The sequence below is a fragment of the Embleya sp. AB8 genome, from assembly GCF_049739465.1.
Classification (GTDB): Bacteria; Actinomycetota; Actinomycetes; order Streptomycetales; family Streptomycetaceae; genus Embleya.
Genome location: NZ_JBMHHY010000005.1, coordinates 349,066 through 374,548 on the forward strand (window position 1 = coordinate 349,066; position 25,483 = coordinate 374,548).

Below are 25,483 nucleotides of genomic sequence, written 5' to 3' on the forward strand. Positions count from 1 at the left end.
GAGCACCGTGGAGTACACCCCACTGGGTCGCACCGGCATGCGGGTCAGCAGGCTGTGCCTGGGCACGATGATGTTCGGCGCGTGGGGCAACCCCGACCACGACGAGTGCGTACGCATGGTGCACCGCGCGCTCGACGCCGGGATCAATTTCATCGACACGGCCGATGTGTACGCGTTCGGGGAGAGCGAACGGATCCTGGCCAAGGCGCTGAAGGGCCGGCGCGACGACGTCGTGCTCGCGACCAAGTTCGGCGAGGCGATGGACCCGGACGCGCCGCTGCGCCGGGGGGCCTCGCGGCGCTGGATCATCCGCGCGGTCGAGGACAGCCTGCGCCGCCTGGACACCGACCACCTCGACCTCTACCAACTGCACCGCCCCGACCCGGGCACCGACCCGGACGAGACGCTCGGCGCGCTGAGCGACCTGGTCCGCCAGGGCAAGGTACGCACGATCGGCTCCTCCGCGCTGCCCGCCGAGGGCATCGTCGAGGCGCAGTGGATCGCCGAGCGACGCGGCCACGAGCGCTTCGCCGTCGAGCAACTGGCCTACTCGGCCTTCGCCCGGCACGCGGAGAATGCCGCCCTGCCCACGTGCGGCCGATACGGCCTGGGCGTACTCGTGTTCAGCCCCCTCAACGGCGGCTGGCTGACCGGCAAGTACCGTGCGGGCACCGCCCTTTCCCCCGACTCACGCGCCGTCCGCAACGCCGACCACTTCGACCACGCCGATGCCGCGATCCGAGCCACAAAAACCGCCCTGGTCGAGGAGTTCGCCGAGATCGCCACCGAAGCCGGTTGCACCTTGCCCGAGTTGGCCCTGGCCTTCACCCTGGCCCACCCAAACGTCACCGCAGCCGTGATCGGCCCGCGCACCCCGGCCCAACTGGAATCCCAACTGGCGGCCTGCGAGGTGAAGTTGCCCCCCGAAACCCTCCGCCGCCTGGACGCCCTGGTCCCCCCGGGCACCGACGTCAACCCGGCGGATTCCCCCTACCCGCGCCCGGTGCTACGGCGCGAAAAGGCAACCTGACCCGAAATCGACACCGAAGCACCCGAAGCACCCGAAGCACCCGAAGTACCCTAAGTACCCGAAACACCCGAAGCACCCGAAGCGCCAGTCACCGGCGATCCAACGACTGATCACCAACGCAGGACACCAACTAGGCGTGGGTCCGGCCGGTGTTGATCTCGGCGTCCGGTGCCGAGTCGGCGGCGTTGTCTTCTCCCCACTGCCGGGCGCCCTGCTTGGGCCGGGGGATGAGGAAGGTCGCCAGCATGCCGAGGGCGAGCAGCGCGGCACAGGTGTAGCCGTTGATCCGGATCGCGTGGGACATGGCGTCGCGGGCGGCGTCGGCGGCGGACGCCGTCTGCGGGTTGTCGCCCAGCCCGGGGATCATCGCGCCGGCGCTGTCGGAGACTGCCGAGGACAGCTGGTCGGCGCCGGCCTCGGGCGTTCCCTGCTCGACGAGCCGGTCCGACAGGTCGGAGGCCAGTGCCGTGAAGAACGTCGAGGTCAGGACCGCGATACCGAGTGCGGAGCCGAGCTGGCGCGCGGCGCTCTGGATTCCGGAGCCCTGGCCGGCCTGCTGCGGCGGCACGTCCGCCAGGACCACGTTGGTGACCTGGGCGGTGGCGAGGCCGACCCCCATGCCGTACAGGAACAGGGCGATGGCGATGACCCACCACCGGGACTCGCTGCCGGCCAGCAGGCCGAACATCAGCAGGCCGGCGGCCTCCAGGAGCAGGCCGATCCGGACCAGGCCGATCGGCCCGATCTTCTCGACCATGCCGAAGCTCGCGCCGCTCGCGAAGAAGCTGCCGACCGCGACGACGAAGACCAGCAGCCCGGTCCGGACCGGGGAGTAGTCCAGGGCGTACTGGAGCCACAGCGGCAGCACGGCGAACATGCCGAACTCGGCCAGGGCGATGATCAGTGTCGCGATGTTGCCCGTGCTGAAGGACTTGATGGCGAACAGCGAGGTGTCCATCAGCGGCGCCGTGCCGTTGCCCCGGGTGAGCCGCACCTGGAGGAACAGGAAGAGGGCGAGACACACCACCGCGACGATCAGGGCGACCGGGATGACCGACAGGCCCGTGCCGTCCCCGAAGGGACCGAAGTCCTTGCGCGGTTGCCACCACCCGTAGTTGCGTCCCTCGATCAGCGCGAACGCGAGAAGTCCGAGGCCCAGTACCGACAGCACCGCGCCGACGGCGTCGATCCGTCCCGGCCGGCGGGGGGAGGGTGGGAGGAACTTCATGACGCCGACGAGGATCAGCGCGACGACCGCGATGTTGATGCCGAAGGCCCACCGCCAGGAGTAGTCGGCGAGCAGGCCGCCCAGCAGCGGTCCGACCGCGGCCGCCGCCCCGATCGTCGATCCCCAGATGGCGAACGCCTTGCCGCGGTCCGGACCCCGGAAGGTCAGATTGAGCAGCGCCAGCGACGTCGGCATGATCATCGCGCCACCGACACCCTGCGCGAAACGGGCGGCGATCAGCAACTCCCCGGTGGGCGAGACCGCCGCGGCGATGCCGGCCAGCCCGAAGATCACGGTCCCGACCATGAACAGCCTGCGCGCTCCCACGATGTCCGAGAAGCGGCCCATCACCAGCAGCAGGGCGGCCAGGACGATCGCGTAGGACTCCTGGATCCACTGGGCGCCGAAGGCCGAGATCTCCAGGTCGTCGATGATCGGCGGCATCACCACATTGACGATGGTGAAGTCCACGACCACCAGCGAGACACCGAGGGAAATGGCGACCAGACCCAACCAGGCGTCCCGGTTGGTGGGTGAGGGCCGAGCCGGATTCTCGGACACGACGTTCCTCCGTTCTGTTCGATGGGGGTGCACCCGGTTCGGTCGCCGAGGGCGAGGTACTGGGGGTGTCGGGGAGGCGTCCCGCCTCCGAGTCAGTGGCACCCTGCCGGAAGAAGAGGTCGTATTCTGACCTCTATTGACACCAATCCGGAGGGCAATCCGTGATCGCCAACCGAACGCTGGAGCTGCTCGGCCTGCTTCAGGCCCAGAAGGAGTGGACCGGCGACGGTCTGGCCGAGCGGCTCGGGGTGTCCCCGCGGACGGTCCGGCGCGACATCAACCGACTGCGCGAACTGGGCTATCCCGTCACGGCGCGCAAGGGCCCCTCCGGCTTCTACCGGCTGTCCCGCGGAGCGCGGCTGCCCCCGCTGATCGTCGACGACGAGCAGGCCATCGCCATCGCACTGGCCCTACAGACGGCTCCGGCCTCGGTGACCGGCATGGGGGACGCCACGAAGCGGGCGCTGAACTCCATCAAGGAGCTCCTGCCTCCCCACCTGGCCCGCAGGCTGGCGACCTTCTCGGTCGAGCAGATCGAGAACGCCTGGGAGCTGGCCCCGCCCCAGGTCGATCCCGCGCTGCTGGCGCAGCTGAGCGCCGCCGCGCAGCAGCGCGAGCTGGTGCGGTTCGCCTACCGGTCCATCGACCGCGATCCGGTGGAGGACGACGAGGTCCTGGCCGAACCCCATCGGCTCGTCGTCTGGTCCGGGCGCTGGTATCTGGTGGCGTACGACCAGCGCCGGAACTCCTGGCACACCTATCGCCTCGACCGTCTCGGGCAACTGACCTCCACCGCTTGGCGGTTCGCTCCTCGGGAAGTACCGGAGGCGGACCTCGCCCGCTTCGTCCAGAGCCAGCCGGACCGGGGGGACACAGCGGACACCTGGCCGTGCTGGGGCACCGTCCTGATGGAGTGCCCCGCGACGCTCGTGGCGAAGTGGGCTCCGGGCGCGGCCAGCTTCGAAGCAATCGACGAGCGAATCACCCGGATCCGGATGGGGGCGTGGTCCTGGTCGGCGCTCATCGGCTTCCTCGTCACCTTCGACTGCCGCTTCACCGTCGAAGGCCCACCCGAACTCGCCGAAGCGGCCCGCCAGTTGATCGGCCGCCTCGACGTCGGGGCGCCGCTGCCCGACGAACGCACGCCGGAGCCGGTCGATTCGGTTCGAGCCGGTACCTGAGATCGGAACGGACGGCCCGCATTCCTCCCTCGACGTTCAGGAACGGGGACGACGCCAGATCCGTCCACACCCGTGAGGTGACCGAGAGATCGACGTACGGACCCGCCGCCACGGGCTCGTACGCGACGGGCACCGGCCGATCGAAGAGACGCTCGACCACCTCCGGGAGCGCGTCGATCCGGAAGAGCCGCCCGCCGCCGAAGATCTCGCACACATACGGGTCCGTCCCCCGGGTACGGCTGCGTCGACCCGGCTTCCCCGCCGCGCGACTTTGACGACCACCTCGCCCAATCGAAATACGGCGTTCGTGTGCCCACACAGCACTTCCGCGCCTGCGACATCCAGGCCGATCGCCGCGCAGGCCCTCGTGAGTACGTCGGTGATCTCGTCGTGCTCGAAGCCGCCCAGCGGGGGGTTCGTCATGTGAACCAAGGTGCCCGACAGCACGCATCGCTGTCGCATCGTCAGCAGCGCCAACGCTTCACGGAACTTCGCGACGACGCGATCGTGTTCGACGACCTACCTCGCCGGGGCCGAAGCGGTCACCCGCCTACGCAACCGTTGAGCACTCGACTGTTCCCGAACGGCGGGTCGAGCCTGCACGACCGCCCGACCCGGACGGGGCAGCGAGTCGCTATCCCTTTTGCGGCAGCGCGGCCAACGCAACGTCCCACGGATAGGCGTCGAGGTCCCCGTGCTTCGGCACATGCGGAACGAAGCCGTCACCTCCGAGGAGGACGGTCACCCCGGCCGCGCGCAGCTCGGTGGTGTTGCGCGCGAGGGCAGGGTGGCCGGCCTGGGCGGCGTTGAGGTAGGGCAGTGCCACCACCGGAAGTTGCAGCCCGATTGCCTCGGTGAGCAGTCCCAGCGCGAGAGTGTCGGCGATGCCCAGCGCCCACTTGTTGAGCGTGTTGAACGTGGCGGGCGCGACGAGGATGGCGTCCGGAGGAGGCAGAACGTCGACTTCGGTGGGCAACTTGTATTGGAAGCGAACCGGGTGACCGGTCAAGGCACTCAGCTCGTCGACCTCGTGCTCGATCCATCGATACGCAGAGGGTGTGACGACCAAGCACACATCCCAGCCCCGAAGTTGCGCACGCTCGATTCCGACCCGAATGCGAGTGGTAGGCGGCGCCGCGCAAGCAACCATGTACAGCACACGTTGCGTCATGTCGGCATCCCACACCGTCGGGCGAAGGCGCGCAAGCGCGGTTTTGCCCGAACCAACCACGACCGGTCCGGCGATGTCCGCGTGCGCCGACCCCGCGTTTGATGGCTGGAGGTTCGGACGGGCGGGATCGAGCGGTGGGTGTTCCGTTCCCAAGCGTTGGCACTGCCGCACGGAAACCGCCGCACCCTCGGTGGGCGGGTGGTCTCTTCTCGTCTCAGTCGCGGGTGGCGCCCTTCGGCCAGACGACCTGAACCGGCGTGCCCATCCGTCGCGCGGACTCGACCACGTCCGCCGTGCCTCCGTAGCCGCGGGCGGGTTGTCCGTCCCATACGGCCACGAGGTGCTCGGCCAGGCCGACGAGTATCTCGCTGCCCGCCATGTGCGCCTGCTCGTCGGACTCCCGGAAGCCGGTCCCGTACACCTGCGAGGCCGCCGCCAACAACGCGTCGTACTCGTCGTGATGCCACTCGGGCAGCCCGGCCCGGTATGCGGCGGCGGGGACGACGACCTCGATCCGACCCCCGACCTCCAGGACGGCCCGGGCAAACCATGCGTCGGGTCCGTCGGCGATGCACGAAATCCCGACCAGCTCGGCCGGGTTCCGAGTCTCGACCAGTGCGTGCAGACACGCGCGAACCTCTTCGGCCAGATTGCCGGTCAGTCCACGATGGCCCGTGATTCCGATCCGCATTCGGTCCCTCCCAAGTCAAACGTGGGTGCCGGCCGGGCAAACGTCGAGCCGGCGGAGGGCGGGTTCGGCGTACGGCTCGCCCCGCATGCCGCGCATCGCCGTCACCTCGGCGATACCACCGGGTCAAGGCGGGAAACGGCCCGTCGTGGACTGCCTCTTGGTCACAGCGTAGGAGGGCAACTCCCTTGCGCCCGGCGAGGGATCTCCTAAACTGGTCTACTGGACCAGTCCAGTAGACCAGTGGGAGCGCACGATGGCACTGCCTCGATACGAGCAAATTGCCGGCGATCTGCGCGGGCGCATCGTTCGCGGCGAACTCCGCCCCGGCGATGTTCTGCCGAGCGAGCGGGAGATGACCGAGCGATGGCGGGTGGCTCGCGCCACCGTGGTTCGTGCGATCTCCGTCCTGCGCCAAGAGGGCCTTGTCGAGTCCAGGCAAGGCGACGGCACTTACGTCAAGCAGCGCACCGCGCTCGCGCGGAATGCCGGTGAGCGGTACCGAACCGCCGTGAAGACCGGCAACATCTACACCACCGGCGAGCACGCCGACATCCTGAGCGCGGAACGGTTGCCCGCCCCCGAGCCGGTGGCGACCGCGCTCGGGGTCGCCGAAGGTGACACCGTCGTGTGTCGACAGCGCGTCACCTTCGAGGGCCAAACGCCCACGGCCATGAGCCATTCGTGGTTCACGGAGACGGTGGCCGACGCCGCCCCGCGCCTTCTGCTGCGTCAACGCATCCGCGAAGGGACCACCAGGTACATCGAGATGCAGACGCAACGCCGTCCGACCACCGGGCGGGACTGGTGGAGCGCTCGACTGGCCACCGACGAAGAACTGACCTTGCTTCAGTTGACCGGACCGGCCGCGGTTGTCGAGGTTCGGCACGTCGCGTACGACGAGACGGGGGAGCCGCTCGCCTACGAGATCGGCGTCACGCCCGCCGGACGATGGGCTCGATCCGAGGAATACGCTTTGAACGTCTGAGTCGAACTCGCTTACGCCCCAGCCCTAGTCGGCTGCACCCCCTGAGTTGGCTTTGGCCTTACCTTGTCCGACCCCAACGTCATCGCAGCCGTGATGGGCCCACGCGCCTCCACCCAACAGGAATCCCAACTGGCGGGCTATTAGCTGAAGTTGCCGCCCGAACCCCTCCGCCGTCTGGAGGCACTGGTTCCCCCGGCACCGACGTCAACCCGGCAGATTCCCCCTACCCCCGGCCCGGTGCTACGACGTGGCTGAGCGGTTTGCCCTGCTCGGCTAGATGACTGATGCCAAGGGGTCTCTGGCGCGCATGACAGGAGTCGTAACGTGGGGGTGACGGCGGTGTCGTGTGAGTAGTTCGACGATTCGGGGTTCGCGTCCTGCCCGTGTGGTGGACGAATCCGGTAGACGGCTCGCATGGTGAGAGGATTTCCTGCTGCGATGTCCAAACTCAGCTTCGCGCAGCCAGTAGACGACGCCATGCTCGCCGACTGGCAGCACGTGCACAACGTGATCATCCCGGCTGACGTCCTGTCACTCGATGAGGTGCGCGAGCGCGCCGGGCGCAACCACCTGGAGGTTGCGTACCTCGAAGGCGAGCCGGTGGGCTGCACGACCGTACGTTCACCCGCCAGCGACAGCCCGTCCACCGTCACCGTGATCGCCCGCATCCTCCCCGCCCACCGCCGCCAGGGCTTCGGCGAGCAGCTCTACCGGCGCGGACTGGAGCACGCCCGCGCACTGGGCGCCACCGTCATCGAGACAGTCGTCCTGGCTTCCAACGAGGACGGCCTGCGCTTCGCCGAGGCCCACGGCTTCGTCGAAATCGACCGCTACGTCCTCCCGGGCGACACCATCGCCTACATCGACCTGCGGCTCGCCTGACCAGTCGGTCCCAGGAGCACGGACGGGTTCGAGGACGACAGTTCCCGCAGGGTGCGCATGCCATGAAGCGAGGGAGCCCAAAGATCGGTTGTGACGCCAGACCCGGACTCCCTCGCCACCGCACTCCATGTGACAACCGACGACCTGCCGAAGGAAGCGCCGCACCTGGCCCCCTGGCGGCCCGAGGTCGGCATCAAGCCGCAGCTCAGCGACGCCGAGCTCGTCACCCTCTCGGTGATGCAGGCCCTGCTCGGCTTCACCTCCGAGCGCCGCTGGATCCGCTTCGCCGACTCCCATCCACGACATCTCTTCCCGTACCTGCCCGGGCAGTCCGGCTACAACAGGCGGCTGCGCAAGGCCGCCGACCTGATCGCCCGCGTCAACCGGCTGCCGGTCACCAGCACCGGTCTGTGGACGGACAACGTCTGGGTGGTCGACTCCACCCCGATCGAGTGCGGCCGCTCCCGCGAGACGGTCAAACGCTCCGATCTGGCCGGATGGGCCGAATACGGATACTGCGCCGGCCATTCGCGGTTCTTCCGGGGCCTGCGACTGCACTTGGTTTGCACCCTGCACGGCTTGCCCGTCGCGTTCGCGCTGACCGGTGCCAAGGCCGACGAACGCACCACCCTGCTGGACATTCCGGATGCCGAGGCCGACCTGGTGGGCACCCGTCCCGGCCAGACCCTGATCGGGGACAAGAACTACTTCGGCGCCTCGTTCGAGCGCGAGCTCGCCGAGTTGGAGATCCGGCTCCTACGTCCTGCCCGCAAAGGCGAGGCTCAGCGAGCCGGATCGCAGCTGTTCAAGCCGCTGCGGCAGGTCATCGAGTCGGTCAACGACACCTTCAAGGGCAAGCTTGACCTCGAACGACACGACGGACGCACACCCGGCGGCGTCATGGTCCGCGTCCTACAGCGGATACTTGCGCTGACCACCGTGATCTGGCGCAACGACCAGACCAGACAGCCCGCCATGCGCTCCCTCACCGCGTATGACCACTGAACCCCTTGGCATCACTCATCTAGAGGATTTGCCAGACCAGATCGGTTGCCCCCACTCGCAGCGCCTCGATCCGACGACGAACTTCACCGAGAGCGGCGGCCGTCGGCGCCTTGCGTGCGTTGGTCGTGATCATCCGCAGCTCACGCAGATCCCGCAGGACCGGATAGTCTTCCCAGGCCGTGACGTCGCGGCCGTACGCATCGGCGAAGCGCCGGTAGTGGTCGAGCCCATAGCCGAAGCGACGGCAATGGATCTCGACGGTCACAAGATCCCACTCGGCGGGACCCCAGACGGCGCTGTCCCAATCGCAGAGCAGCGCGCGAGGGCCGTCCCAAAGGGCGTTGCGATGCTGGGCATCGCCGTGCAGCACCGTCTCGGGGAGCTTGAATCGCACACCTTCCCATCGGGATTCGAGATCGTCGACATGGCGCCGGAGAAGCGCGAGGTCGTCCGGAGCGAGCAGCGTCGTTCGGTCGATGGAGTACCGAATCGCCGACAGTGCGTCCAGGCGTGGCAGCCGCATGGGCGGCGGTGGGAGTCGGTGCAGCAGGCGCAGGGGTGCCGCCAGAAGCTCGGCGGGGACCGGCTCCGCAGGTTGCTTCAGGTACTCCCAGTAGGTGACGGCGTGGTCGTCGAATATGAGAGGTTGCCGGAATTCACCGTGCAACGCCGCAGTGGGAAACCCCTGCTTCATGAGCCAATGAGCGAACGCGGCGGTCCGTTGGGCTGCGTCGACCCGGCTTCCTCGCCGCGCGACCTTGACGACCACCTCGCCCAATCGGAATACGGCGTTCGTGTGCCCACGCAGCACTTCCGCCCGCGTGGCATCCAGGCCGATCGCCGCGCAGGCCCTCGTGAGTACGTCGGTGATCTCGTCGTGCTCGAAGCCGCCCACCGAAGGGTTCGTCATGTGGACCAAGGTGCCGGATGGCACGCATCGCTGTCACATCGTCAGTGGCGGGGCCAATGCCTCACGGAACTTCGTGACGACGCGCTCGCGTCCGACGGTCGCCGGCAACGAGTCGAGTACGTCACGCGCCCGGTGATCCACGATCACCGTTCGATGTCCGTCCGGTACGCGCGCCAGGGCATCCAAAGCCAGGTGGCACGCGTCCGTGTAGTCGTGTCGGCGGGCCATCCCGATCGCCTGCTCCAGACGAATCAAGGTCGGGTCGATACCGGCCGTGTCCGGATAGAGCATGAGTGCTCGATGCTGTACTTCCAGTGCCTCGGTTGGCTGATCGAGGTAGACAAGGGTCCCGCTGATGTAGAACAGCAGCCGTCGTTCGGGGAACCCGAAGGCGTCGTCGTCTCGCGTGCGTTCGGTGCGCTCGAACAGAGTCCTGGCCTCACGCAACGCGCTCCGTGCGACATCCTGGTCACCGATTCTGGCGGCTGCTCTCGCCTCGGCGGCAGCGGCGAGGCACGCTGTCGGCGTTGGGGTGGGTCCGATGATCGACCGTGCCTCCCGGGCGAGCTGAGCGGCTTGGCCAGGCGATCCGAAGTAGTAGAAGAGCATGGCCGCTTGGACTGCGGTTCGCGCTCGCAGTTCCGCGTTGCCACTGTCCTCGGCCGCTGTCCGCGCAGTGTCGTACCACGCTCTGGACCGGCGGATGTCCCCCAGTTTCATCAAGGCATCGGCGATCAGGAAGGCCAGCTTGGCCAAGGCCTCGGAGAGCCGCATCTGTACGCGCGCCGGCTGTCTCTCGGCGGCGATGGACCTGATCTCCGATGTGTCACCGAGTAGCGAGCCGAGCATGCGCTGCGGCGGGGTGAACATGTAGCGCCGTCGGTGCTCCTCCATCCGCTCATCGAGTAGGTCGAGTTGTGCGTAACTGACCGAGGTCGTACCAAGCGTTCGATCGAGTGCTTGCCGGGCCGCGTCGATGTCGAACAACGCAGGTACAGGTGTGGTCGGCAACACCAACCGCGATGGTGTTTGCTCTTCAGCGCTCAGGGGACGGGTGAGATCGCCCAGGAGGAGGCGCTCGCTCTCGTCCATAGCTCGGCGATCATCGATGTCGACCAAACGTTCGACCGTGGTTTCGTATGTCATGGCCAGGATCTTCAACACGTGCAACGAGGGGCGCCGTCCGCCGATCGGCCACATCTCGAAGTTGCAGATTCGTGAGGAGTCCATCGAGGCCGTACCGGTTTCGTCTACGCCGGTCCGGACCGCTGTCGCATTGACGCGATCTGCGGCCTGTTGTTGCGTCCAGCCGTGCGCCGCGCGATACGCCGCGCGGGGGCGCAGACGAAACCGCCTCGCCATTTCATTCGCGATGAGGTCGATGCTCGCGTTCTGAGCGAGCAGTTCGGCGCGCACTGCAGCCTGCTCGTGTCTGAGCGACCTGGTCATCCTGCTCCACACACATGGGTGACGTTCGGGTACCTACGGTAGCGAAACCGCCGGCAGTTGGCAGTCGTTCATTGCCAACCGTGCCAAACGACTACCCCGCCGTCTCGCATATCCGCAGGTCCGAGAGCGCAGATCCGGCTCGCCGTTCTGTGCCGACGGAGGTCATGACGGGTTGTGACGGGTTGGGGGCCGTTGATTTCTCGCCACAAACCCTTCGCTTCCGTCGTCGACATCAGGTGACTCATGACTGACCCTCGATTCACTGCAATCGATCCCGACCGCCCTCTCGCCCGCGACAGGATCACCGACATCATCACGGTCCCGCTGCTCTTGTGTGACGCTGCGGCGGCGCCGGTGGGCAGGATCAATCTCCTCCTCGACGGTGTGCGTGCCGAGTTGCTGCACGCGGGCCTGACCCGTGCTCTCGACGGTCCGGATTTCGTTGGGAGGCGCGGATGACCAGCAGACACTCCGCTGTTGTGCTCCGCGCGCGGTCCGCCGGCCCGGAAGCCGCGGCAGAGGCTCGGGCGTCCGTGCGGCGGGTGTGTGACGAGGTTGGGGTTTTCGGCGCACTTCGGGAGGACCTCGTGCTTGCGGCTCCCTCGCTCGTGTCCGATGCGTTTCGGCGATCCGTGGCCGAGAGCTACCAGTTGCAGGTGTTGGGCACCGCGCCGCCGGCCGGGCCGCTGGTGTGCGTGGAGGTGTGCGAGGTCGATGGGATGCCGCTGTCGCCTCGCCTGGAACGGGGGCACGGGCTCGCGCTTGGCGTCCTGCTCGCTACGGAGTGGGCCCACGGCCAGTGCGGCTGGCTGGTCGGCGAACGTGGGCCCGCCTCCTGGGTGTTCCTGGCCGATGCGGCGCCGGAGGACGGCGGGCTGCGCTTCATGCGGTGCCTGACCGGGCTGCGCGGTCCGGCCGATCTCCACGTCCTGACGCTCGCCGACCTCGACCGCGACCCGAAGAGCCATTTGGGCCCGCCCTGCTGCTGCCGGATCTGATCGCCCCGATCACCCGATCACCCGGTCGGACGTTGTACCGACACCCCGCCCGGCTGGGTCGTTCATACCCGGAGCAACGATGCCGGCCCGCCTGGTCCCCGTGTGGCGAGGACACGCACGGTTGGATCTTCCCAACACGAGACAGGAGTTCCTGTGACCGACGACCGCAAGCGCGCCGCCGTGCGGCGGCTGGAACGGGCAGTGCTGCTACGTGAGATGGCTCGATCCACTTACTACCACTACCAAGGCGCATCCGGCGGCTACGCGCGCCGCATGGCCCGCCGCCTTCTCCAAGCCGCCGACACTGCCGTCCGCGAGGCCGTGATCACCGGCCGCGCCGACGGGCTCTCCAGGGGCGAGATGGCGGGCATCATCGGCGTGAGCGTGTCCCGGATCGCGGACGTCCTCAAGGCGCCCGCCGGGAGTTGACGTTGCCCGGACCGGGCCGACCAAGGTCGATCCGGATCTCCCGACCGGCCGAGGCGCCGGCAGCCGGAGCCTCGGCCCGCCGGACTACCCCACCACTACTTCTCCCACATCACGATCTGGTTCCCCCACGGGTCCAGGAACGAGGCGTGGTGGCCGCCGAATTCCTCCCAGTAGCACTGCTCCCACAGCGCGGTCGCGCCCAACAGGACGGCCTTGTTGAGGTATTCGCTGGGGGCCGCGTCGACCAGGATGTACACCCGCGAGTGCAGGCCGGCGCGCGGCTGCTGGGGGAGCGGCGCCGGGTCCGGGACCTGGGCGACCTCGTCGTACAGGCCCAGGTGCAGCCCCTCGCCGGGGACTATCTGGTGGAAGACGCCTTCCGGGCGCGGGTTGATGGTCCAGCCGAACAACTCGCGGTAGAACTCGGTGGTCGCCTTGACGTCGGGCGTGGGCATGTCGACGAAGACCAGGGTGTTGGTCATGCGGGGTCCTTTCGAACGAGGAAACGGGATATGGATATAGAGGGACGACGGGTCAGACCTGGTGGGCGTGCCCGTGGGTGAAGTAGGTGCCCTTGTCGCGCCACAGCACGACCTCGTTGCCCCACGGGTCGCGGAACGCCGCGTAGCGGGCCTCGAATTCGGCCCACGGCTTCTCCTCCCACAACACACTCGCCCCGGCCGCGACCGCCCGGTCCAGGTAGACCGGCGGCTCGTCGACCATGACGTAGATGCGCGGCACCGGCCCGACCGCCGGGCGCGACTCGCGGCGGATGCCGAGGTTGGGCTTGACGCCCGGCAGCACCTCGCTGAACTCGCCGGCGGGCCGCCGCTTGAACTCCCAGTCGAACAAGGCCGCGTAGAAGGCCGACGTGGCCTCCACATCGGGGGTGGGCAGGTCCATGAAGATCACCGGATTTGGCACGACGACTCCTGATCGAGGATGGGAGTGGGAGTGGGAGTGGGAGTGGGAGTGGGAGTGGGAGTGGGAGTGGGGGTGGGGGTGGGGGTGGGGGTGGCAACGTCCGTTACAGGTACGGCTGTCCGGCCCTGCGCCGCATCCCCCAGTTCGAGGAAACGACGCAGCCCGGCGGCGTACGCGGGGTGCGGTTCGGGGTCGAGCACGGTCATCGCCGGCCGCGGCCAATCGCCCGCCCGCCCGGCGCCCGGTCCGGGCCACCAGCGCGCCCCGGCGCCGGCGGCCAACGCCGCGCCGTACGCGGCCAGATCGGTCTCGGCCGGCAGTTCGACCGGTACGCCGAGCACCGACGCCTTGATCGAGGCCCACAGCGGACTGCGCGCCGGCGACCCGGCACAGACCAGCGTCTCCAGGCGAACCCCCTGCGCGGCCAACCCGGTTGCGATGTGCGCCAGACCGTACGCGGTGCCCTCCAGGACCGCGCGGGCCAACTCGGCCGGACCCGCGGACGAGCCCAACCCGTATACCTCGGCCCGCAGTCGGCGATCCCAGCGCGGTGCCCGCTCACCCTCCAGATAGGGCAGCACCAACACGCCACGCGCGCCCGGCGGCACCTCGGCGGCCAGCGCGAGCAGATCGCGTACGCTGCGCCCGGTCAGGTCGCGCAGCCATTCCAGGATCAGCCCGTGCGCGGCGACCGGTCCGCCGACGATCTCGATCCCGGGTACGGCCGCAGGCAGCGCGTACGCATCGGCGGCCGGAGAGCCCGCGGCCACCGCGACCGCCAACCCGCCCGTCCGCCCACCCGGATCCATCGCCCGCCCGGGCCGATCCAATCCGCCCGCCCAGAACGCCAGATACGCGTCCTGCGCGCCGGCCACCAACGGGGTACCGGCCGCCAGATCATGCCCGGTCCCCAACGCGCCCACCACCGACCCGGTCGGCACGACCGGCCCGTAGTCGGTCAGCGTCGGATCACCCGGCCAACGTGCCTGCGCCCGCTCCGCGCCGAACCGCGCGGCCAGCCAGTCGTACAACTGCCACGCCTGTACCTCGGGCCCGTGCACGGCCCGCAACGCGGCGTGCTGCGCGTGATGTTGCTCGACCGGCGACCCGGTCACCCCCGCCGGATGCCGGCAGGTCAACGCGGCGCCGGAGGCGGTAACCGTGGTCGGACTCTGCCCGCCCAGGCACAGTGCGGCGGGCCGAGCCACCCCCGGCACCTGCGCACGCAGTTCGGCCAGCGCCTGCGACGTGGCGGCCAGCCAGGCATAGGGATCGGCGTGCCCCGGTTGCCAGCCGGCCGCACCCGGGTAGCCCGCGGTGCTGCCGCCCAGGACGGCGCCGTCCGGGTCGAGCGCGAGCGCGCGTACGGAGTTGCTGCCGACGTCGACGCCGACGACGACGGGAGCCGGGCCGGCCACGCTCAACCGCCCACGAGGACACGATAGACCGGCGAGTTGGCGGCCAGCCGGAATGCGGCGTCCACCTTGCCGAGCGGATAGGTGGCGGTGACCAGCGCGTCCAGTTCGGCGCCGAGTCGACCGGAGCCGATGATCGCGGCGGCCTCGGTCCAGTCCTGCGGCTCCTGGCTGTAGACGCCGACGATGCTCAGCTCGTGGTGGTGCACGAAGTCCGGTCCCACGCCCGCGACGACGTCCTTGGGGAAGGCGCCGAACAACACCACCGTGCCGCCGTCGTCACACAACGCCAAGGCCGTCTCCAGTGCGCCGGGTGCGCCGGCCGTGACGAATACCAGGTCCTGCTTCCCGCCGATCGCGGCGGCCTCCTCCGGAGTGGCGGTCCAGTCCGCGCCGGCCGCGCGCGCCTCGGCGAGCCGTTCGGGGCTGATGTCGATCAGGCCGACCGACTCCGCGCCCTTGAACCGGGCCAGGGCCAGATGCAGCCGACCCATGAAGCCCGCCCCGATCACCGCGACCCGATCGCCGGCCCGCAACCCGCCGAGCCGAGCCGAATGGGCCACGCAGGCCAACGGTTCGCCCATCGCGGCATGCGCGATCGGCGCGGAGCCGGTACGGAACGCCTGCAACGCCTTGACCTTGACGAACTCCGCGAAGCCCGCGCCCATCGAGATGGTCCCGTCGGCCAGCGCGCCGCCCTGTGGCTGCTTGCACAGCGCACTGCGGCCACGCCGACACGACGTGCAGGTACCGCAGCGGGTGAGCAGGTCGACGGTGACCGTGTCGCCGATCGCCGCGACGCCGGGCAGCCCGGCCACGGCCGCGCCGACCGCGACCACCTCACCCGCGACCTCATGGCCGGGCGCGACCGGGTAGATCGGTTTGGTGCCCAGGTAGAGCCGACGCTCCATGGTGCACATTCCGGTCCGGCCGACGCGGACCAGGACATCGTCCGGACCGACCTCGGGTACCGGCTCCTCACGCAGATCGACCTGCTCGGGTCCGGTGACTACGGCAACGCGCATGAGGGCTCCTCGACTTGGCGGGAAATGAAGTAGGGACAAACAAGGGACAAACAACAGAGAAGGGGGATCAGTACGCGGACACCGTCGACCACCGCGAGCGCACCGGCACACCGGCCCGCGCCAACAACCCACCGGCCGCCCGCGCCGCCTCGACGCGCAGCGCGCGCTCGTCGACCGTGACGCACACGTGGTCCCGGACCACCACCCGACCGTCGATCAGCACATCGCGCACCGAGCGCCCGTCGGCGGACCACACCAGCTGCTGGGCGATGTCGCCGCGCGGGGTCCACTGCGGGCCGGTGGCGTCGTGGACCACCAGGTCGGCGTACTTGCCGGGTTCGAGCGAGCCGATCCGGTCGGCCATGCCGACCGCCTCGGCGCCGCCGATGGTGGCCAGTTCCAGGGCCTCGGCGGCACCCGGGCCGGTGGGGTCGAGCGCCATGTCCTTGGCCAGACCGACCGCGAGCGCGGCGGTACGCAGCAGGTCGGCGCTGTCCCCGGCATTGCCCGCGTCGGTGCCGAGCGCGAGCCGGCCACCGCGCCGCAGCAGTTCGGCATGCCGACCGGCACGGGTGACACCCTGGCCCAGGCGCAGGTATGCCCACGGACAGTAGGCAACGGCCGTACGCTCGGCCAACAGCGCGTCGACCTCGGCATCGTCGAGCCACACCGCGTGCGCCAGCAGCAGGTGTGGCCCGAGTACGCCCAACTCGGCCAGGTGCAGCACCGGCCGCCGGCCGGTCCGGCGCAGGTAGTCGTCGGGATCGGCACTGGACGGCGACAGGTGCATCGTCATCCGGGCACCACTCGCCCTGGCCAACTCGGCGGCCCCCACCAGCAGTTCGTCGGACGCCAGCCCGTGCCCGACCAGGGTGACCCAACCCTCGACCAGGCCACCCGCCGGATAGTCGGCGACCAACGCGGCCAGCCGGTCCAGCACCTCGGCGGCGGGCGCGGCGAACGGCGCGCCCGGCACATCCCACCCCCACGCGCCGATCCCACCGCGCACGCCGATCTCGGCCATCGCAGCGGCCACCCGGTGCGGATGCGCCACGGTGCCCGCCTCGATGATCGTGGTGACGCCGTTGCGCACGCTCTCCACGCCGGCCAGCAGCGCGGAGAGCTCGTCGTCGGCGGGCCGGTGCGCGGCGTGCAGCGGGACCGCCCAGGTGTCGACCGAGGCGCCCGGCGGCAGATCGTCCGGGATCCGGGCACGGGCCAGCGGATCGCCGGTCTGATGCAGGTGTGCGTTGACCAGCCCGGGCGTGACGACACAGTCGCTCGCGTCCAGTTCGGGGGTGCCCGGCCAGCGGGCCCGCAGCGCCGAGGTCGCGCCGACGGCGAGGATCCGCCCGCCCGCGACCGCGACCGTGCCGCCGAGCAGCACCTCGCGGCGCGGATTCATGGTGACCACGTCACCACCCGCGACCAACAGGTCCGGCCGAGCCGCCCTATCCGGCCCACCAGGCCCACCCGGCCGTGCCGCCCCATCGGGCCGAGCCGGCCGAGCCGGCGCCGGGTCGCTCATCTCGCCCTCACCTGCCAAGTCACCATGTCTGGGGACACTAGGCCCGGCATCGCCCGCCGGCATCGTGGCCGGGAGCACAATCAACTACGCCCGCTCCATGCCGGGGACACAATGCGAGCACAGGGCGACGGGGGAAAACCTGGCTTCGTGCCGTGTCGGGCGAGGCTTCCAGGTTGCGGCGCCCGACCGGCACTCAAGGTTCGTCCGCCGCGTCGAGGGAGTTGCCCAGATGTCCGACACCAGCACCAACGGACCGCCGCCCCTGCCCACCGAGCGGCTGCAAGCCGACTGGCTGCGCACGGAGCCGTATCCGCAACTGATCGGCGGCCGCGAGTCGTTCGACGGCGCGGCCCGGCCGGTGATCGACCCCTCGACGGGTGGGCAGCCCGCGTCCTACCTGGTCGCCACCGAGGTCGAGGTCGAGGCCGCGATCGCCGCGGCCCGGACGTCCTTCGACGCCGGGGCGTGGCGGCGGATGCCCGGTCCGCGCAAGGCGGAGGTATTGGAAGCCGCCGCCGCCACGATCCGCGCGGACGCCGGCCGACTGGCCGCACTGGAGGCGATGGACACCGGCAAGGCGGTCTCCGGGGCGCGCACGAACGACGTGTACGAGGCGGCCAACGCCTTCTCGTACGCCGCCGCGATCTGCCGCACCGCGCACGGCGACCTGCGCCGCTCGTCCTTCCCGCCCGAGCTGCTGCCCGGCGGCGGACCGGACCTGCTGACCCTACGGCTCGGCGAACCGGCCGGTGTGGTGGTCGAGTTGTTGCCCTGGAACGGGCCGCTGATGACGGGCAGTCAGCGGATCGCCTCGGCGCTCGCGGCCGGCTGCTCGATCGTGGCGAAGCCGCCCGTCGACGCGGTGGTCACGCTGGTCGAACTGGGCCGGATCCTGACCGCGGCGGGACTGCCGGCGGGCGTGTTGAACATCGTGCTCGGCCCGGGAGCCACCGTCGGTGAGCAATTGATCACCGACCCGAGGATCGACCTGATCAGCCTGACCGGCGGCACCGACACCGGGCGACACGTCCTGGCCGCCGCCGCGCGCAACCTGACCCCCGTACATCTGGAACTGGGCGGCAAGTCGCCGGTCGTGGTGTTCGCCGACGCGGACCTGGACCAGGCGGTGGGCTGGGCGATGATGGCCGCGTTCGTGAACATGGGCGAGGTGTGCGTCGCGGGCAGTCGGCTGCTGGTCCAGGATTCGATCTACGACCAGGTGGTGGACGCCGTTGCCGCGGCGGCGGCCACGCTGCCGATCGGCGACGCACTGCACCCGGACACCTTCATCGGCCCCCTGATCAACGAGCGGCACGCGGACCGGGTGCGCGGCTATGTGCACCGGGCACTCGACGCCGGCGACGCGTCCGTGGTGGGCAAACCGGATCTTCCGGACGGCCTGCGGTCGACATACGTAGCGCCGACCGTGCTCGGCCGGGTGCGGCGTGGTTGCGAACTGGAGCAGGAGGAGGTGTTCGGGCCGGTGCTGGCCGCGATGCCCTTCCAAGACGAGGCCGAGGCGCTCGCGCTGGCCAACGGCACCCGCTACGGCCTCAACGGCACCGTGTTCACCCGCGACATCGAGCGCGCCTTCCGCTTCGCCGACGCGCTGGACTGCGGCGAGGTCAATGTGAACTGTCACTTCGCGCCGGATATGAACGGCGGACGCGGCGAACCGCGCCGGGCCAGCGGCTTCTCGAAGACCGGCGTGGACGCGTACACCCGGACGAAGGCAGTGAACGTCCAGGTGCACAGCGGGTGAAGCGCGGGGTTGTGCTGCGGGACCAATGACCACACCTGACCGAGCTTCATACCTTCTGTTTGTCAGACCAACAGCCTGACCCACACCCTGAGGAGGCCCGATCGTGGCCGTTACCGGGATGAACCACGCGGTGCTCTATGTGCGCGACGCACACCGGACCGCCCGGTTCTACAACGAGGTGCTGGACTTCACCACCGTCATCGACGGCCCGCCCGGAAGCTACGTCTTCATGCGGGCCCCCGCGTCGGAGAACCACCACGACATCGCGTTCTTCACCATCGGCGCCGAGGCCGGCGACTCGCAGGCCGGCCGGCGCACCGTGGGGATGTACCACGTCGCGTGGGAGGTACCCACCCTGGACGCACTCGCCGAGGCCCGCGAACGCCTCGTGGCGGCGGGCGCGTTGATCGGCGCGAGCGACCACGGCGCCAACAAGAGCCTGTACGCCAAGGACCCCGACGGCCTCGAATTCGAGGTCATGTGGCTGGTCCCGCCCGCGCATTGGGGCGACGAGGAGCACCAGGCGATCATCCGCCCGCTCGACCTGGACGCCGAACGCGAGCGCTTCGCGGCCCTGGCGGGCGCGTAGTGCCCTTGCGGGCACCGGGTGAGCGGATCCGCTTCGCCAAGGTCGCGCGCCGCACGATCTCCGAGGAGGTCCGGGACGCGCTCCTGGCGAGCGTACGCGAGGGCGAGCTGCGCCCGGGGGCCCAACTGCCCCCGGAACGCACCCTGTGCGAACAGTTCGGGGTGGCCCGCACCTCCGTACGCGAGGCGATCCAGGGTCTGGTCTCGCTCGGTTGCCTGGTCAAGCGCGGCAACCGGTTCTACGTCGCCGAGCGCCTGCCCGGCGTGTCCTTCGACCCGGCGGACGGCCGCAAACTGCGGGTCTCCGAACTGTTCGAGGTACGGCAGGTGACCGAGGTGGCCATCGCCCGCCTCGCCGCCATCCGGGCCGCGCCCGACGAGCGAGCCGAGATCGGCGAACTCGCGGCCGGCTTCGACCCGTCGATGACCCTGGAGGCGTTCCGCCGCCAGGACCGCCGCTTTCACGCGGCGCTGGCCCGCGCGTGTGGCAACACCACACTGCGCGAGCTCTACGCGAAGGTGCTCGACGCGGTATTCGCGTCCGGCGACTTCGCCTCGCTGCTCGACGCCGAGGGCAACGCCGAGGCGGTCCGCCAGGTGATCGCCGAGTCCTGCCGCTCGCATCGCGGCATCGCCGACGCGGTCGCCGCCGGCGCCCCCGACGCCGCTGCCCGCGCCGCCGCCGACCATCTCGGCGAGGTGGAACGGCAGATGACCGCCCGGATGTTCTAGCCAGGTCGGCCCCAGGCCGACCCGTCCGACGAACCACCCCGTGAATCGACCGGAGAGGACGGCACCGACATGAGCGAGGTACAACGCGTCTGGGCCTTCGACGACAGCGAGTTCGTCGAGGTCAAGCCGGGATTCCGGCGCCGGGTCTACACCGGCGACGAGATGATGCTGACCCTGTGGCGGATCCGCGAGGGTTGCGGCCCCACCCCCTACGACGACCATCCCGAGCACGAGCAGTACGGCATGGTGCTCAAGGGCAAGCTGGACTTCCGCATCGACTCGGACGAGCGCCAGGTGCTCGGCCCCGGCGACGTCTACTGGGCCCCCAAGGGCTGCGACCACGGCGACAGCCTGTTCATCGGCGACCCCGAACACGGCGAAACCTGGATCCTGGACATCTTCACCCCACCCCGCGACGAATACCGCAACGGCTGAGCAGGACCTCCGCGCACGGGATACCAACGCCCCAAGGTCGCAAGCAACTCGACGCCACCGCACCACAGTTGCGTCCCACACACCGGCGTAGGCAACGCCGCACCACCACCGAACCGTCGCGCTCGCCGCGCACCGTCTCACGGGCGGTAGGCACCGCCGGGACCACCGGCCGGGTCGCCGCGAGGGACCCCTTACCGCCATGAGCAACTCCGGGCCACCACCGAACCGTTGCCCATCCGGCACCACCGACCCACTCCGTCGCACCCAACTACACACCAGCGCCCGACCGTTGCGCCCACAGGGCAGCAACCCCCAATGCCGTACGCAACCCAGCACCACCGCCGAGCCGTTGCGCCCGCCGCATGCGACGCGTACCGACCCCAAAACCGCCGTCCCCAACTGCCCCACCGTCGGCCCGTCGTTGCGCCCGCCGCAGCCCACAGCGACCACCCTCGTCGTAGCCAACTCCGCCCCACCGCTGAACGGTTGCGCCCGCCGTGGGCGCTCACCCACTGGCCGCTGCGCTGGCACACCCGGGCGTATGCCGTGCCCCGCAGGCGCCCCGCACCTGAGCGCGGCACATCCACGATGCCCGCCGCAGGCGCTCCGCGTTCCGTGCCCTGATTCGTCTGGAGACCCTCGATGAAGAACATGGTTCGAGTCATCGCGGCCTCGGTGATCATACCGGGACTGCTGGTCACCGCCTGTGGCGGTGGCTCCTCTTCCTCCTCGTCCCCCTCCGCCGCCGCAGCCGCCGCCGGCGCAGGCGCGCCGGGAGCCGGGACCCTCCCGGCCAACGAGCCCGACGTGAACAAGGACGGCAAGGTCGTGATCGGGGTGATGAGCCCCGGCGACACCAAGGACAAGGGCTACTACCAGAGCTTCGTCGACGAGGCGAACACCTTCGCCAACGCCAATGGTTGGAAGCTGGTCGTGGTCGACAAGATCAACCCGGCCAACGCCGTCCAGCAGGCGCGCAACCTGTGTCGGCAGAAGGTCGACATGATCGCGATCGGCGCCAGCGAGCTCAAGGACGCGCTCAGCGCGGCCAAGGAACCGCAGTGCAAAGGCACCGCGTGGTACATCAGCGGCGGCCAGGGCGTGACCCAGACCCCCGAGTTCACCCAGTCCCTCGACTACATCAACGAGTCGCTCTACGTGGCCGGTTACGCCGCCGGACTGATCCTCAAGGAGAACGGCGGCAAGAAGGCCGGCTATGTCACCGGCCCCGACCTCCAGTTCGCCCGCGACGTGGCCAAGGCGTTCGAGGCCGGCATCAAGAAGGTCGTCCCCGACGCCGAGATGGTGACCACCTACACCGGCGACTTCAACGACTCGGGCAAGGCCAAGGAGGCCGCCCAGGCGCAGATCAGCCAGGGCGTCAAGGTGATCTACCCCTACCTCGGCGGCGCCACCGACGTGGTCACCCAACTGGCCAACGACAAGGGCGTGCCGGCGCTCACCCCCGGCACGGACCGTTGCGGTACACCCGGCCCGCAGTACGCGGTGTCCGTGGTCTTCAGCCCCGGCGCCTACTTCGCCGGCGCCCTGGAGGACTTCAAGAAGGGCACGCTGCGGATGGGCGTGGCCCGCGAATGGCACCTGGGCAAGGACCCGGTGCCCACCGTCAAGCTCTGTAAGCCCATCGGTGACCAGGACCAGCAACTCAAGACGCTGATCCAGGACATCGGCAGCGGAAAGGTGAAGGTCGATGAGGCCGTCGCCGCGGGCAAGTGACCTTGCCGTGACCACATCCCGCCCGGCGCCCGAACCCGAGCCTGCGCCCGAGCCCGCCGTCGACCGGGCCGACGCCCCCACCGTGGTCCCCGTACCCGTGGTGCAACTCCTCGGCATCGGCAAGCGGTTCGGCGCGGTGCGCGCGTGTGCGGACGTCTCGTTGCGTGTCCAGGCCGGCGAGATCCACGGCCTGCTCGGCGAGAACGGCGCGGGCAAGAGCACCCTGATGAAGATCCTGCTCGGCCTGGTCGTCCCGGACACCGGACGGATCCTGCTGCGCGGCGAGCCGACCACGATCGCCGACCCCTCGGCCGCCGCCGCGCACGGCATCTCGATGGTGCACCAGCACTTCAGCCTGGTGGACCGACTCAGCGTGTGGGAGAACGTGGTACTCGGCGACCGCGGCCGAGTCGACCGCGACCGGGCCCGCACCCTGGTCCGCGAGGTCGGCGAACGCTACGGCCTGGAGGTGGACCCCGACGCCTGCGTCGAGGACCTGTCCACCGGCCAGCGGCAACGCGTCGAGATCGTCAAGTGCCTGCGCCGCGACCCCGGCGTGCTCATCCTCGACGAGCCGACCTCGGTACTGACCCTGGAGGAATCGCGCGAACTGTTCACCGTGCTGCGCCGGGTGGTCGCCGACGAGGGCAAGGCGGTGATCCTGATCAGCCACAAGCTGGACGAGATCGTGCACGCCACCGACCGGGTCACCATCATGCGCCAGGGCCGCGTGGTGGCCCGCCGGGCCACCGCCGACACCGACGTACGCTCCCTGGCCCGGGAGATGGTGGGCCGCGAACTGTCCAAGTGGACCGCCGCGTCCGCGGTCGGTGCACTGGACGCGCTGATCGAGCCGGGCACCGGCGCACCCACCGGCGGGACCGCGCTGCTCGACGTGCGCGAACCGGTCGCGGCACCCGCGCCCGACCCCCGGCCGCCGGCGGGCGAGATCCGCCTGCGGATCACCGACGCGCACGCGAGCGCCGCCGATCGACGCCCGCTCCTGCGCGGCCTCAGCCTGGAGGTGCGCGCGGGCGAGATCCTCGGCATCGCGGGCGTCGAGGGCAACGGCCAAGCAGCGCTGGGCGATCTGCTCTCCAGCCTGCTGCCGCTGAGTGCCGGCCGGGTTGAGGTGTGCGGCTCGACCGTCATGGCCGGCCGCCCGGGTGCGATGCACGCGGCCGGGGTGGGCATCGTCCCGGAGGACCGACACGTGTCCGGCTGCGTCCTGGACATGACCGTCGCGGAGAACCTGGCCCTGGCCGACCTGGCCTCGGTGACCCGCCGAGGACTGCTCAGCCGACGCCGAATGGCGGCCCGCGCCCGCCAGTTGATCGAGGAATTCGAGATCGCCACCCCGTCGCCGGACACCCCGATGCGACAACTGTCCGGCGGCAACCAGCAAAAGGTGGTGCTGGCCCGCGAACTGGCCGCCGAACCGAAAGTGTTGGTCGCCGCCCAGCCGACCCGGGGCCTGGACATCGGCGCGATCGAGTACATGACCGAGCGACTGCACGCCGCCGCCCGGTCCGGCATCGCGGTACTGCTCCTGTCCACCGAACTGGGCGAGATCCTCACCCTCTCGCATCGGGTCGCGGTCATCCACCGCGGCGCCGTCGTCGGCGAGATGGACCGCGCCGACGTCGACACCGAGCGACTCGGCCTGCTGATGGGAGGTCAGGCGGCATGACCCAAACGCTGATTCCCGAACCCGCCCTGGTGGCCGCCGAACCACCCCGAGCCCGCCGCCGACCCACGCTCGCCGACCTGGGCACCCCACTGCTCTACCTGCTCTCCCTCTCCACCGCACTGGTCCTGGCCGGCCTGCTGGTCGCGCTGGTCGGCAAATCCCCATGGGACGCGGCGAGCGCGATGTACGACGGCAGCATGGCCGACGGCGCGGCCATCGGGCAGAGCATCGACCAGGCCGCGCCGCTGCTCCTGGTCGCGATCGGCTCGGTGATCGCCGCCCGCGCGGGCATCTTCAACATCGGCCAGGAGGGCCAACTCCTGGTCGGCGCCGCCGTGGGCGCCGCGATCGCGCTGTTCACCCCGGGCCCGGGGCCACTCGTCCTGGTCCTGGCCCTGCTCGGCGCGGCCGTCGGCGGCGCGTTGTGGGCGGCGATCGCGGCGCTGCTCTTCTACTGGCGCGGCGTGGCCGTGGTGATCAGCACCCTGCTGCTGATCTTCGTCGCCAACCAGGCCGTGTCGTACGCGGTCAACTCACCCGATCTGCTGCGCGAGAAGGCGGTGGCCGGCCAGGTCACCACGTCGCAGACGGACATGCTGGCCGAGTCGGTATGGCTGCCCCGGATCGGCGAATACCCGGACTTCAACATCGGCGCGGGCATCTTCATCGCCCTGGTCCTGGCCGTGGGCACCTCGCTGATCCTGGTGCGCAGCCGACTGGGCTTTCGGGTGCGGATGCTCGGGCTCAACCCCAAGGCCGCGCACCGGGCCGGGGTCGGTGCGGTACTGATCGGCGGCGGCGCGCTCCTGGTCTCCGGGGCGTTCGCGGGCCTGGCCGGCGGCGTGATGCTCACCGGCAACGGCCACCGGATGCAGGATGGCTTCGCGGACAACGTCGGCTTCGACGGCCTGCTGGTCGCGCTGGTCGCCCGGGACAAGCCGCTGCTCGCGGTGCCGGTCGCGCTGTTCTTCGGGGCACTGCGCGCGGGCGGCGGATTTCTGTCCGCGACCGGCGTACCGCGCTACATCGTCGCCGTGGTCACCGCACTGCTGGTGCTGGCCACGGTATTTCCCGCCGCCTACGCCGAGGTGCGGCGCCGTCGCACCGCCGGCGCGGCCTGAGACCGG

General features: G+C 70.0%; 25 protein-coding genes. 15 read left to right on the plus strand and 10 right to left on the minus strand.

Features of this window, described 5'->3' with window-relative positions; all coding sequences use genetic code 11:
• The first annotated feature begins 7 nt into the window (after positions 1–7).
• Positions 8–1,030 carry an aldo/keto reductase gene (locus ABIA38_RS09880; protein WP_424638124.1) on the plus strand — a complete coding sequence of 341 codons (1,023 nt, stop codon included), beginning with the start codon at positions 8–10 and terminating at the stop codon, positions 1,028–1,030.
• Positions 1,031–1,160: 130 nt separating this feature from the next.
• Here ABIA38_RS09880 and ABIA38_RS09885 read toward each other — a convergent pair whose 3' ends face one another.
• Positions 1,161–2,819 (minus strand): MFS transporter, encoded by a 1,659-nt coding sequence (locus ABIA38_RS09885; RefSeq protein ID WP_424638125.1) that lies wholly within the window; start codon positions 2,817–2,819, stop codon positions 1,161–1,163.
• A 161-nt stretch (positions 2,820–2,980) separates the two neighbouring features.
• On the opposite strand from ABIA38_RS09885, the gene ABIA38_RS09890 reads away from it, so the two are divergent.
• Entirely contained in the window at positions 2,981–4,000 is a 1,020-nt protein-coding gene (locus tag ABIA38_RS09890) for a helix-turn-helix transcriptional regulator (protein ID WP_424638126.1), read from the plus strand.
• A 634-nt stretch (positions 4,001–4,634) separates the two neighbouring features.
• Here ABIA38_RS09890 and ABIA38_RS09895 read toward each other — a convergent pair.
• A complete protein-coding gene (locus tag ABIA38_RS09895) occupies positions 4,635–5,171 on the minus strand; it encodes a flavoprotein (protein WP_424638127.1) in 537 nt (178 codons plus the stop codon).
• Positions 5,172–5,385: 214 nt separating this feature from the next.
• The gene (locus ABIA38_RS09900; protein WP_424638128.1) at positions 5,386–5,862 is read right to left on the minus strand and encodes a hypothetical protein; all 477 of its coding nucleotides are present in this window, start codon (positions 5,860–5,862) and stop codon (positions 5,386–5,388) included.
• A 253-nt stretch (positions 5,863–6,115) separates the two neighbouring features.
• Here ABIA38_RS09900 and ABIA38_RS09905 point away from each other — a divergent pair, with 253 nt between their 5' ends.
• The 3 genes from ABIA38_RS09905 (at position 6,116) to ABIA38_RS09915 (ending at position 8,734) form a co-directional block, all read left to right on the plus strand.
• Positions 6,116–6,847 (plus strand): GntR family transcriptional regulator, encoded by a 732-nt coding sequence (locus ABIA38_RS09905; RefSeq protein WP_424638129.1) that lies wholly within the window; start codon positions 6,116–6,118, stop codon positions 6,845–6,847.
• Between the two features lie 438 nt (positions 6,848–7,285).
• Positions 7,286–7,729 (plus strand): N-acetyltransferase family protein, encoded by a 444-nt coding sequence (locus tag ABIA38_RS09910; RefSeq protein WP_424638130.1) that lies wholly within the window; start codon positions 7,286–7,288, stop codon positions 7,727–7,729.
• A 90-nt stretch (positions 7,730–7,819) separates the two neighbouring features.
• Complete coding sequence (locus ABIA38_RS09915; RefSeq protein WP_424638131.1) at positions 7,820–8,734, plus strand: IS982 family transposase; 915 nt, start codon at positions 7,820–7,822, stop codon at positions 8,732–8,734.
• Between the two features lie 19 nt (positions 8,735–8,753).
• On the opposite strand, the gene ABIA38_RS09920 is transcribed toward ABIA38_RS09915, so the two are convergent.
• Entirely contained in the window at positions 8,754–9,644 is an 891-nt protein-coding gene (locus ABIA38_RS09920; RefSeq protein WP_424638132.1) for a phosphotransferase, read from the minus strand.
• 33 nt (positions 9,645–9,677) lie between these two features.
• Positions 9,678–11,060: an XRE family transcriptional regulator gene (locus ABIA38_RS09925; RefSeq protein WP_424638133.1), complete on the minus strand. Its 1,383-nt coding sequence runs from the start codon at positions 11,058–11,060 to the stop codon at positions 9,678–9,680.
• A 276-nt stretch (positions 11,061–11,336) separates the two neighbouring features.
• Here ABIA38_RS09925 and ABIA38_RS09930 point away from each other — a divergent pair, with 276 nt between their 5' ends.
• The 3 genes from ABIA38_RS09930 to ABIA38_RS09940 all read left to right on the plus strand — a co-directional run bounded on the left by ABIA38_RS09930 (position 11,337) and on the right by ABIA38_RS09940 (position 12,520).
• Positions 11,337–11,552, plus strand: a complete 216-nt coding sequence (locus ABIA38_RS09930) for a hypothetical protein (protein WP_424638134.1) — start codon at positions 11,337–11,339, stop codon at positions 11,550–11,552.
• A gap of 128 nt (positions 11,553–11,680) precedes the next feature.
• Complete coding sequence (locus tag ABIA38_RS09935; protein ID WP_424638135.1) at positions 11,681–12,091, plus strand: hypothetical protein; 411 nt, start codon at positions 11,681–11,683, stop codon at positions 12,089–12,091.
• A gap of 153 nt (positions 12,092–12,244) precedes the next feature.
• On the plus strand, positions 12,245–12,520 hold the full coding sequence (locus tag ABIA38_RS09940) for a hypothetical protein (RefSeq protein ID WP_424638136.1): 276 nt from the start codon (positions 12,245–12,247) through the stop codon (positions 12,518–12,520).
• Positions 12,521–12,615: 95 nt separating this feature from the next.
• Here ABIA38_RS09940 and ABIA38_RS09945 read toward each other — a convergent pair whose 3' ends face one another.
• The 5 genes from ABIA38_RS09945 to ABIA38_RS09965 form a co-directional block, all read right to left on the minus strand.
• Positions 12,616–13,002 carry a VOC family protein gene (locus ABIA38_RS09945; RefSeq protein WP_424638137.1) on the minus strand — a complete coding sequence of 129 codons (387 nt, stop codon included), beginning with the start codon at positions 13,000–13,002 and terminating at the stop codon, positions 12,616–12,618.
• Positions 13,003–13,054: 52 nt separating this feature from the next.
• The gene (locus ABIA38_RS09950; RefSeq protein WP_424638138.1) at positions 13,055–13,444 is read right to left on the minus strand and encodes a VOC family protein; all 390 of its coding nucleotides are present in this window, start codon (positions 13,442–13,444) and stop codon (positions 13,055–13,057) included.
• A complete protein-coding gene (locus ABIA38_RS09955; RefSeq protein ID WP_424638178.1) occupies positions 13,429–14,862 on the minus strand; it encodes an FGGY-family carbohydrate kinase in 1,434 nt (477 codons plus the stop codon). Before ABIA38_RS09955 ends, ABIA38_RS09950 begins: the two co-directional genes overlap by 16 nt.
• A 2-nt stretch (positions 14,863–14,864) precedes the next feature.
• On the minus strand, positions 14,865–15,884 hold the full coding sequence (locus ABIA38_RS09960) for a zinc-dependent alcohol dehydrogenase (RefSeq protein ID WP_424638139.1): 1,020 nt from the start codon (positions 15,882–15,884) through the stop codon (positions 14,865–14,867).
• Positions 15,885–15,951: 67 nt separating this feature from the next.
• Complete coding sequence (locus ABIA38_RS09965) at positions 15,952–17,289, minus strand: amidohydrolase family protein (protein ID WP_424638179.1); 1,338 nt, start codon at positions 17,287–17,289, stop codon at positions 15,952–15,954.
• A gap of 352 nt (positions 17,290–17,641) precedes the next feature.
• On the opposite strand from ABIA38_RS09965, the gene ABIA38_RS09970 reads away from it, so the two are divergent.
• From ABIA38_RS09970 to ABIA38_RS10000, 7 genes are all read left to right on the plus strand, one after another.
• Positions 17,642–19,174, plus strand: a complete 1,533-nt coding sequence (locus ABIA38_RS09970; RefSeq protein ID WP_424638140.1) for an aldehyde dehydrogenase family protein — start codon at positions 17,642–17,644, stop codon at positions 19,172–19,174.
• A gap of 103 nt (positions 19,175–19,277) precedes the next feature.
• Entirely contained in the window at positions 19,278–19,763 is a 486-nt protein-coding gene (locus tag ABIA38_RS09975; RefSeq protein WP_424638141.1) for a VOC family protein, read from the plus strand.
• Positions 19,764–19,768: 5 nt separating this feature from the next.
• The gene (locus ABIA38_RS09980) at positions 19,769–20,494 is read left to right on the plus strand and encodes a FadR/GntR family transcriptional regulator (RefSeq protein ID WP_424638142.1); all 726 of its coding nucleotides are present in this window, start codon (positions 19,769–19,771) and stop codon (positions 20,492–20,494) included.
• Between the two features lie 69 nt (positions 20,495–20,563).
• The gene (locus tag ABIA38_RS09985) at positions 20,564–20,929 is read left to right on the plus strand and encodes a cupin domain-containing protein (protein WP_331771510.1); all 366 of its coding nucleotides are present in this window, start codon (positions 20,564–20,566) and stop codon (positions 20,927–20,929) included.
• 642 nt (positions 20,930–21,571) lie between these two features.
• On the plus strand, positions 21,572–22,666 hold the full coding sequence (locus ABIA38_RS09990; RefSeq protein ID WP_424638143.1) for a BMP family ABC transporter substrate-binding protein: 1,095 nt from the start codon (positions 21,572–21,574) through the stop codon (positions 22,664–22,666).
• A gap of 7 nt (positions 22,667–22,673) precedes the next feature.
• Positions 22,674–24,356 carry an ABC transporter ATP-binding protein gene (locus tag ABIA38_RS09995; RefSeq protein ID WP_424638144.1) on the plus strand — a complete coding sequence of 561 codons (1,683 nt, stop codon included), beginning with the start codon at positions 22,674–22,676 and terminating at the stop codon, positions 24,354–24,356.
• Positions 24,353–25,477 (plus strand): ABC transporter permease, encoded by a 1,125-nt coding sequence (locus ABIA38_RS10000; RefSeq protein WP_424638145.1) that lies wholly within the window; start codon positions 24,353–24,355, stop codon positions 25,475–25,477. Before ABIA38_RS09995 ends, ABIA38_RS10000 begins: the two co-directional genes overlap by 4 nt.
• Positions 25,478–25,483: the final 6 nt, after the last annotated feature.

Coding starts and splice junctions, on each gene's coding strand:
- ABIA38_RS09895 (WP_424638127.1), bottom strand. CDS start 5,171: ATGACGCAACGTGTGCTGTACATGGTTGCTTGCGCGGCGCCGCCTACC.
- ABIA38_RS09900 (WP_424638128.1), bottom strand. CDS start 5,862: ATGCGGATCGGAATCACGGGCCATCGTGGACTGACCGGCAATCTGGCC.
- ABIA38_RS09905 (WP_424638129.1), top strand. CDS start 6,116: ATGGCACTGCCTCGATACGAGCAAATTGCCGGCGATCTGCGCGGGCGC.
- ABIA38_RS09910 (WP_424638130.1), top strand. CDS start 7,286: ATGTCCAAACTCAGCTTCGCGCAGCCAGTAGACGACGCCATGCTCGCC.
- ABIA38_RS09920 (WP_424638132.1), bottom strand. CDS start 9,644: ATGACGAACCCTTCGGTGGGCGGCTTCGAGCACGACGAGATCACCGAC.
- ABIA38_RS09930 (WP_424638134.1), top strand. CDS start 11,337: ATGACTGACCCTCGATTCACTGCAATCGATCCCGACCGCCCTCTCGCC.
- ABIA38_RS09945 (WP_424638137.1), bottom strand. CDS start 13,002: ATGACCAACACCCTGGTCTTCGTCGACATGCCCACGCCCGACGTCAAG.
- ABIA38_RS09960 (WP_424638139.1), bottom strand. CDS start 15,884: ATGCGCGTTGCCGTAGTCACCGGACCCGAGCAGGTCGATCTGCGTGAG.
- ABIA38_RS09965 (WP_424638179.1), bottom strand. CDS start 17,289: ATGAATCCGCGCCGCGAGGTGCTGCTCGGCGGCACGGTCGCGGTCGCG.
- ABIA38_RS09970 (WP_424638140.1), top strand. CDS start 17,642: ATGTCCGACACCAGCACCAACGGACCGCCGCCCCTGCCCACCGAGCGG.
- ABIA38_RS09985 (WP_331771510.1), top strand. CDS start 20,564: ATGAGCGAGGTACAACGCGTCTGGGCCTTCGACGACAGCGAGTTCGTC.
- ABIA38_RS09990 (WP_424638143.1), top strand. CDS start 21,572: ATGAAGAACATGGTTCGAGTCATCGCGGCCTCGGTGATCATACCGGGA.
- ABIA38_RS10000 (WP_424638145.1), top strand. CDS start 24,353: ATGACCCAAACGCTGATTCCCGAACCCGCCCTGGTGGCCGCCGAACCA.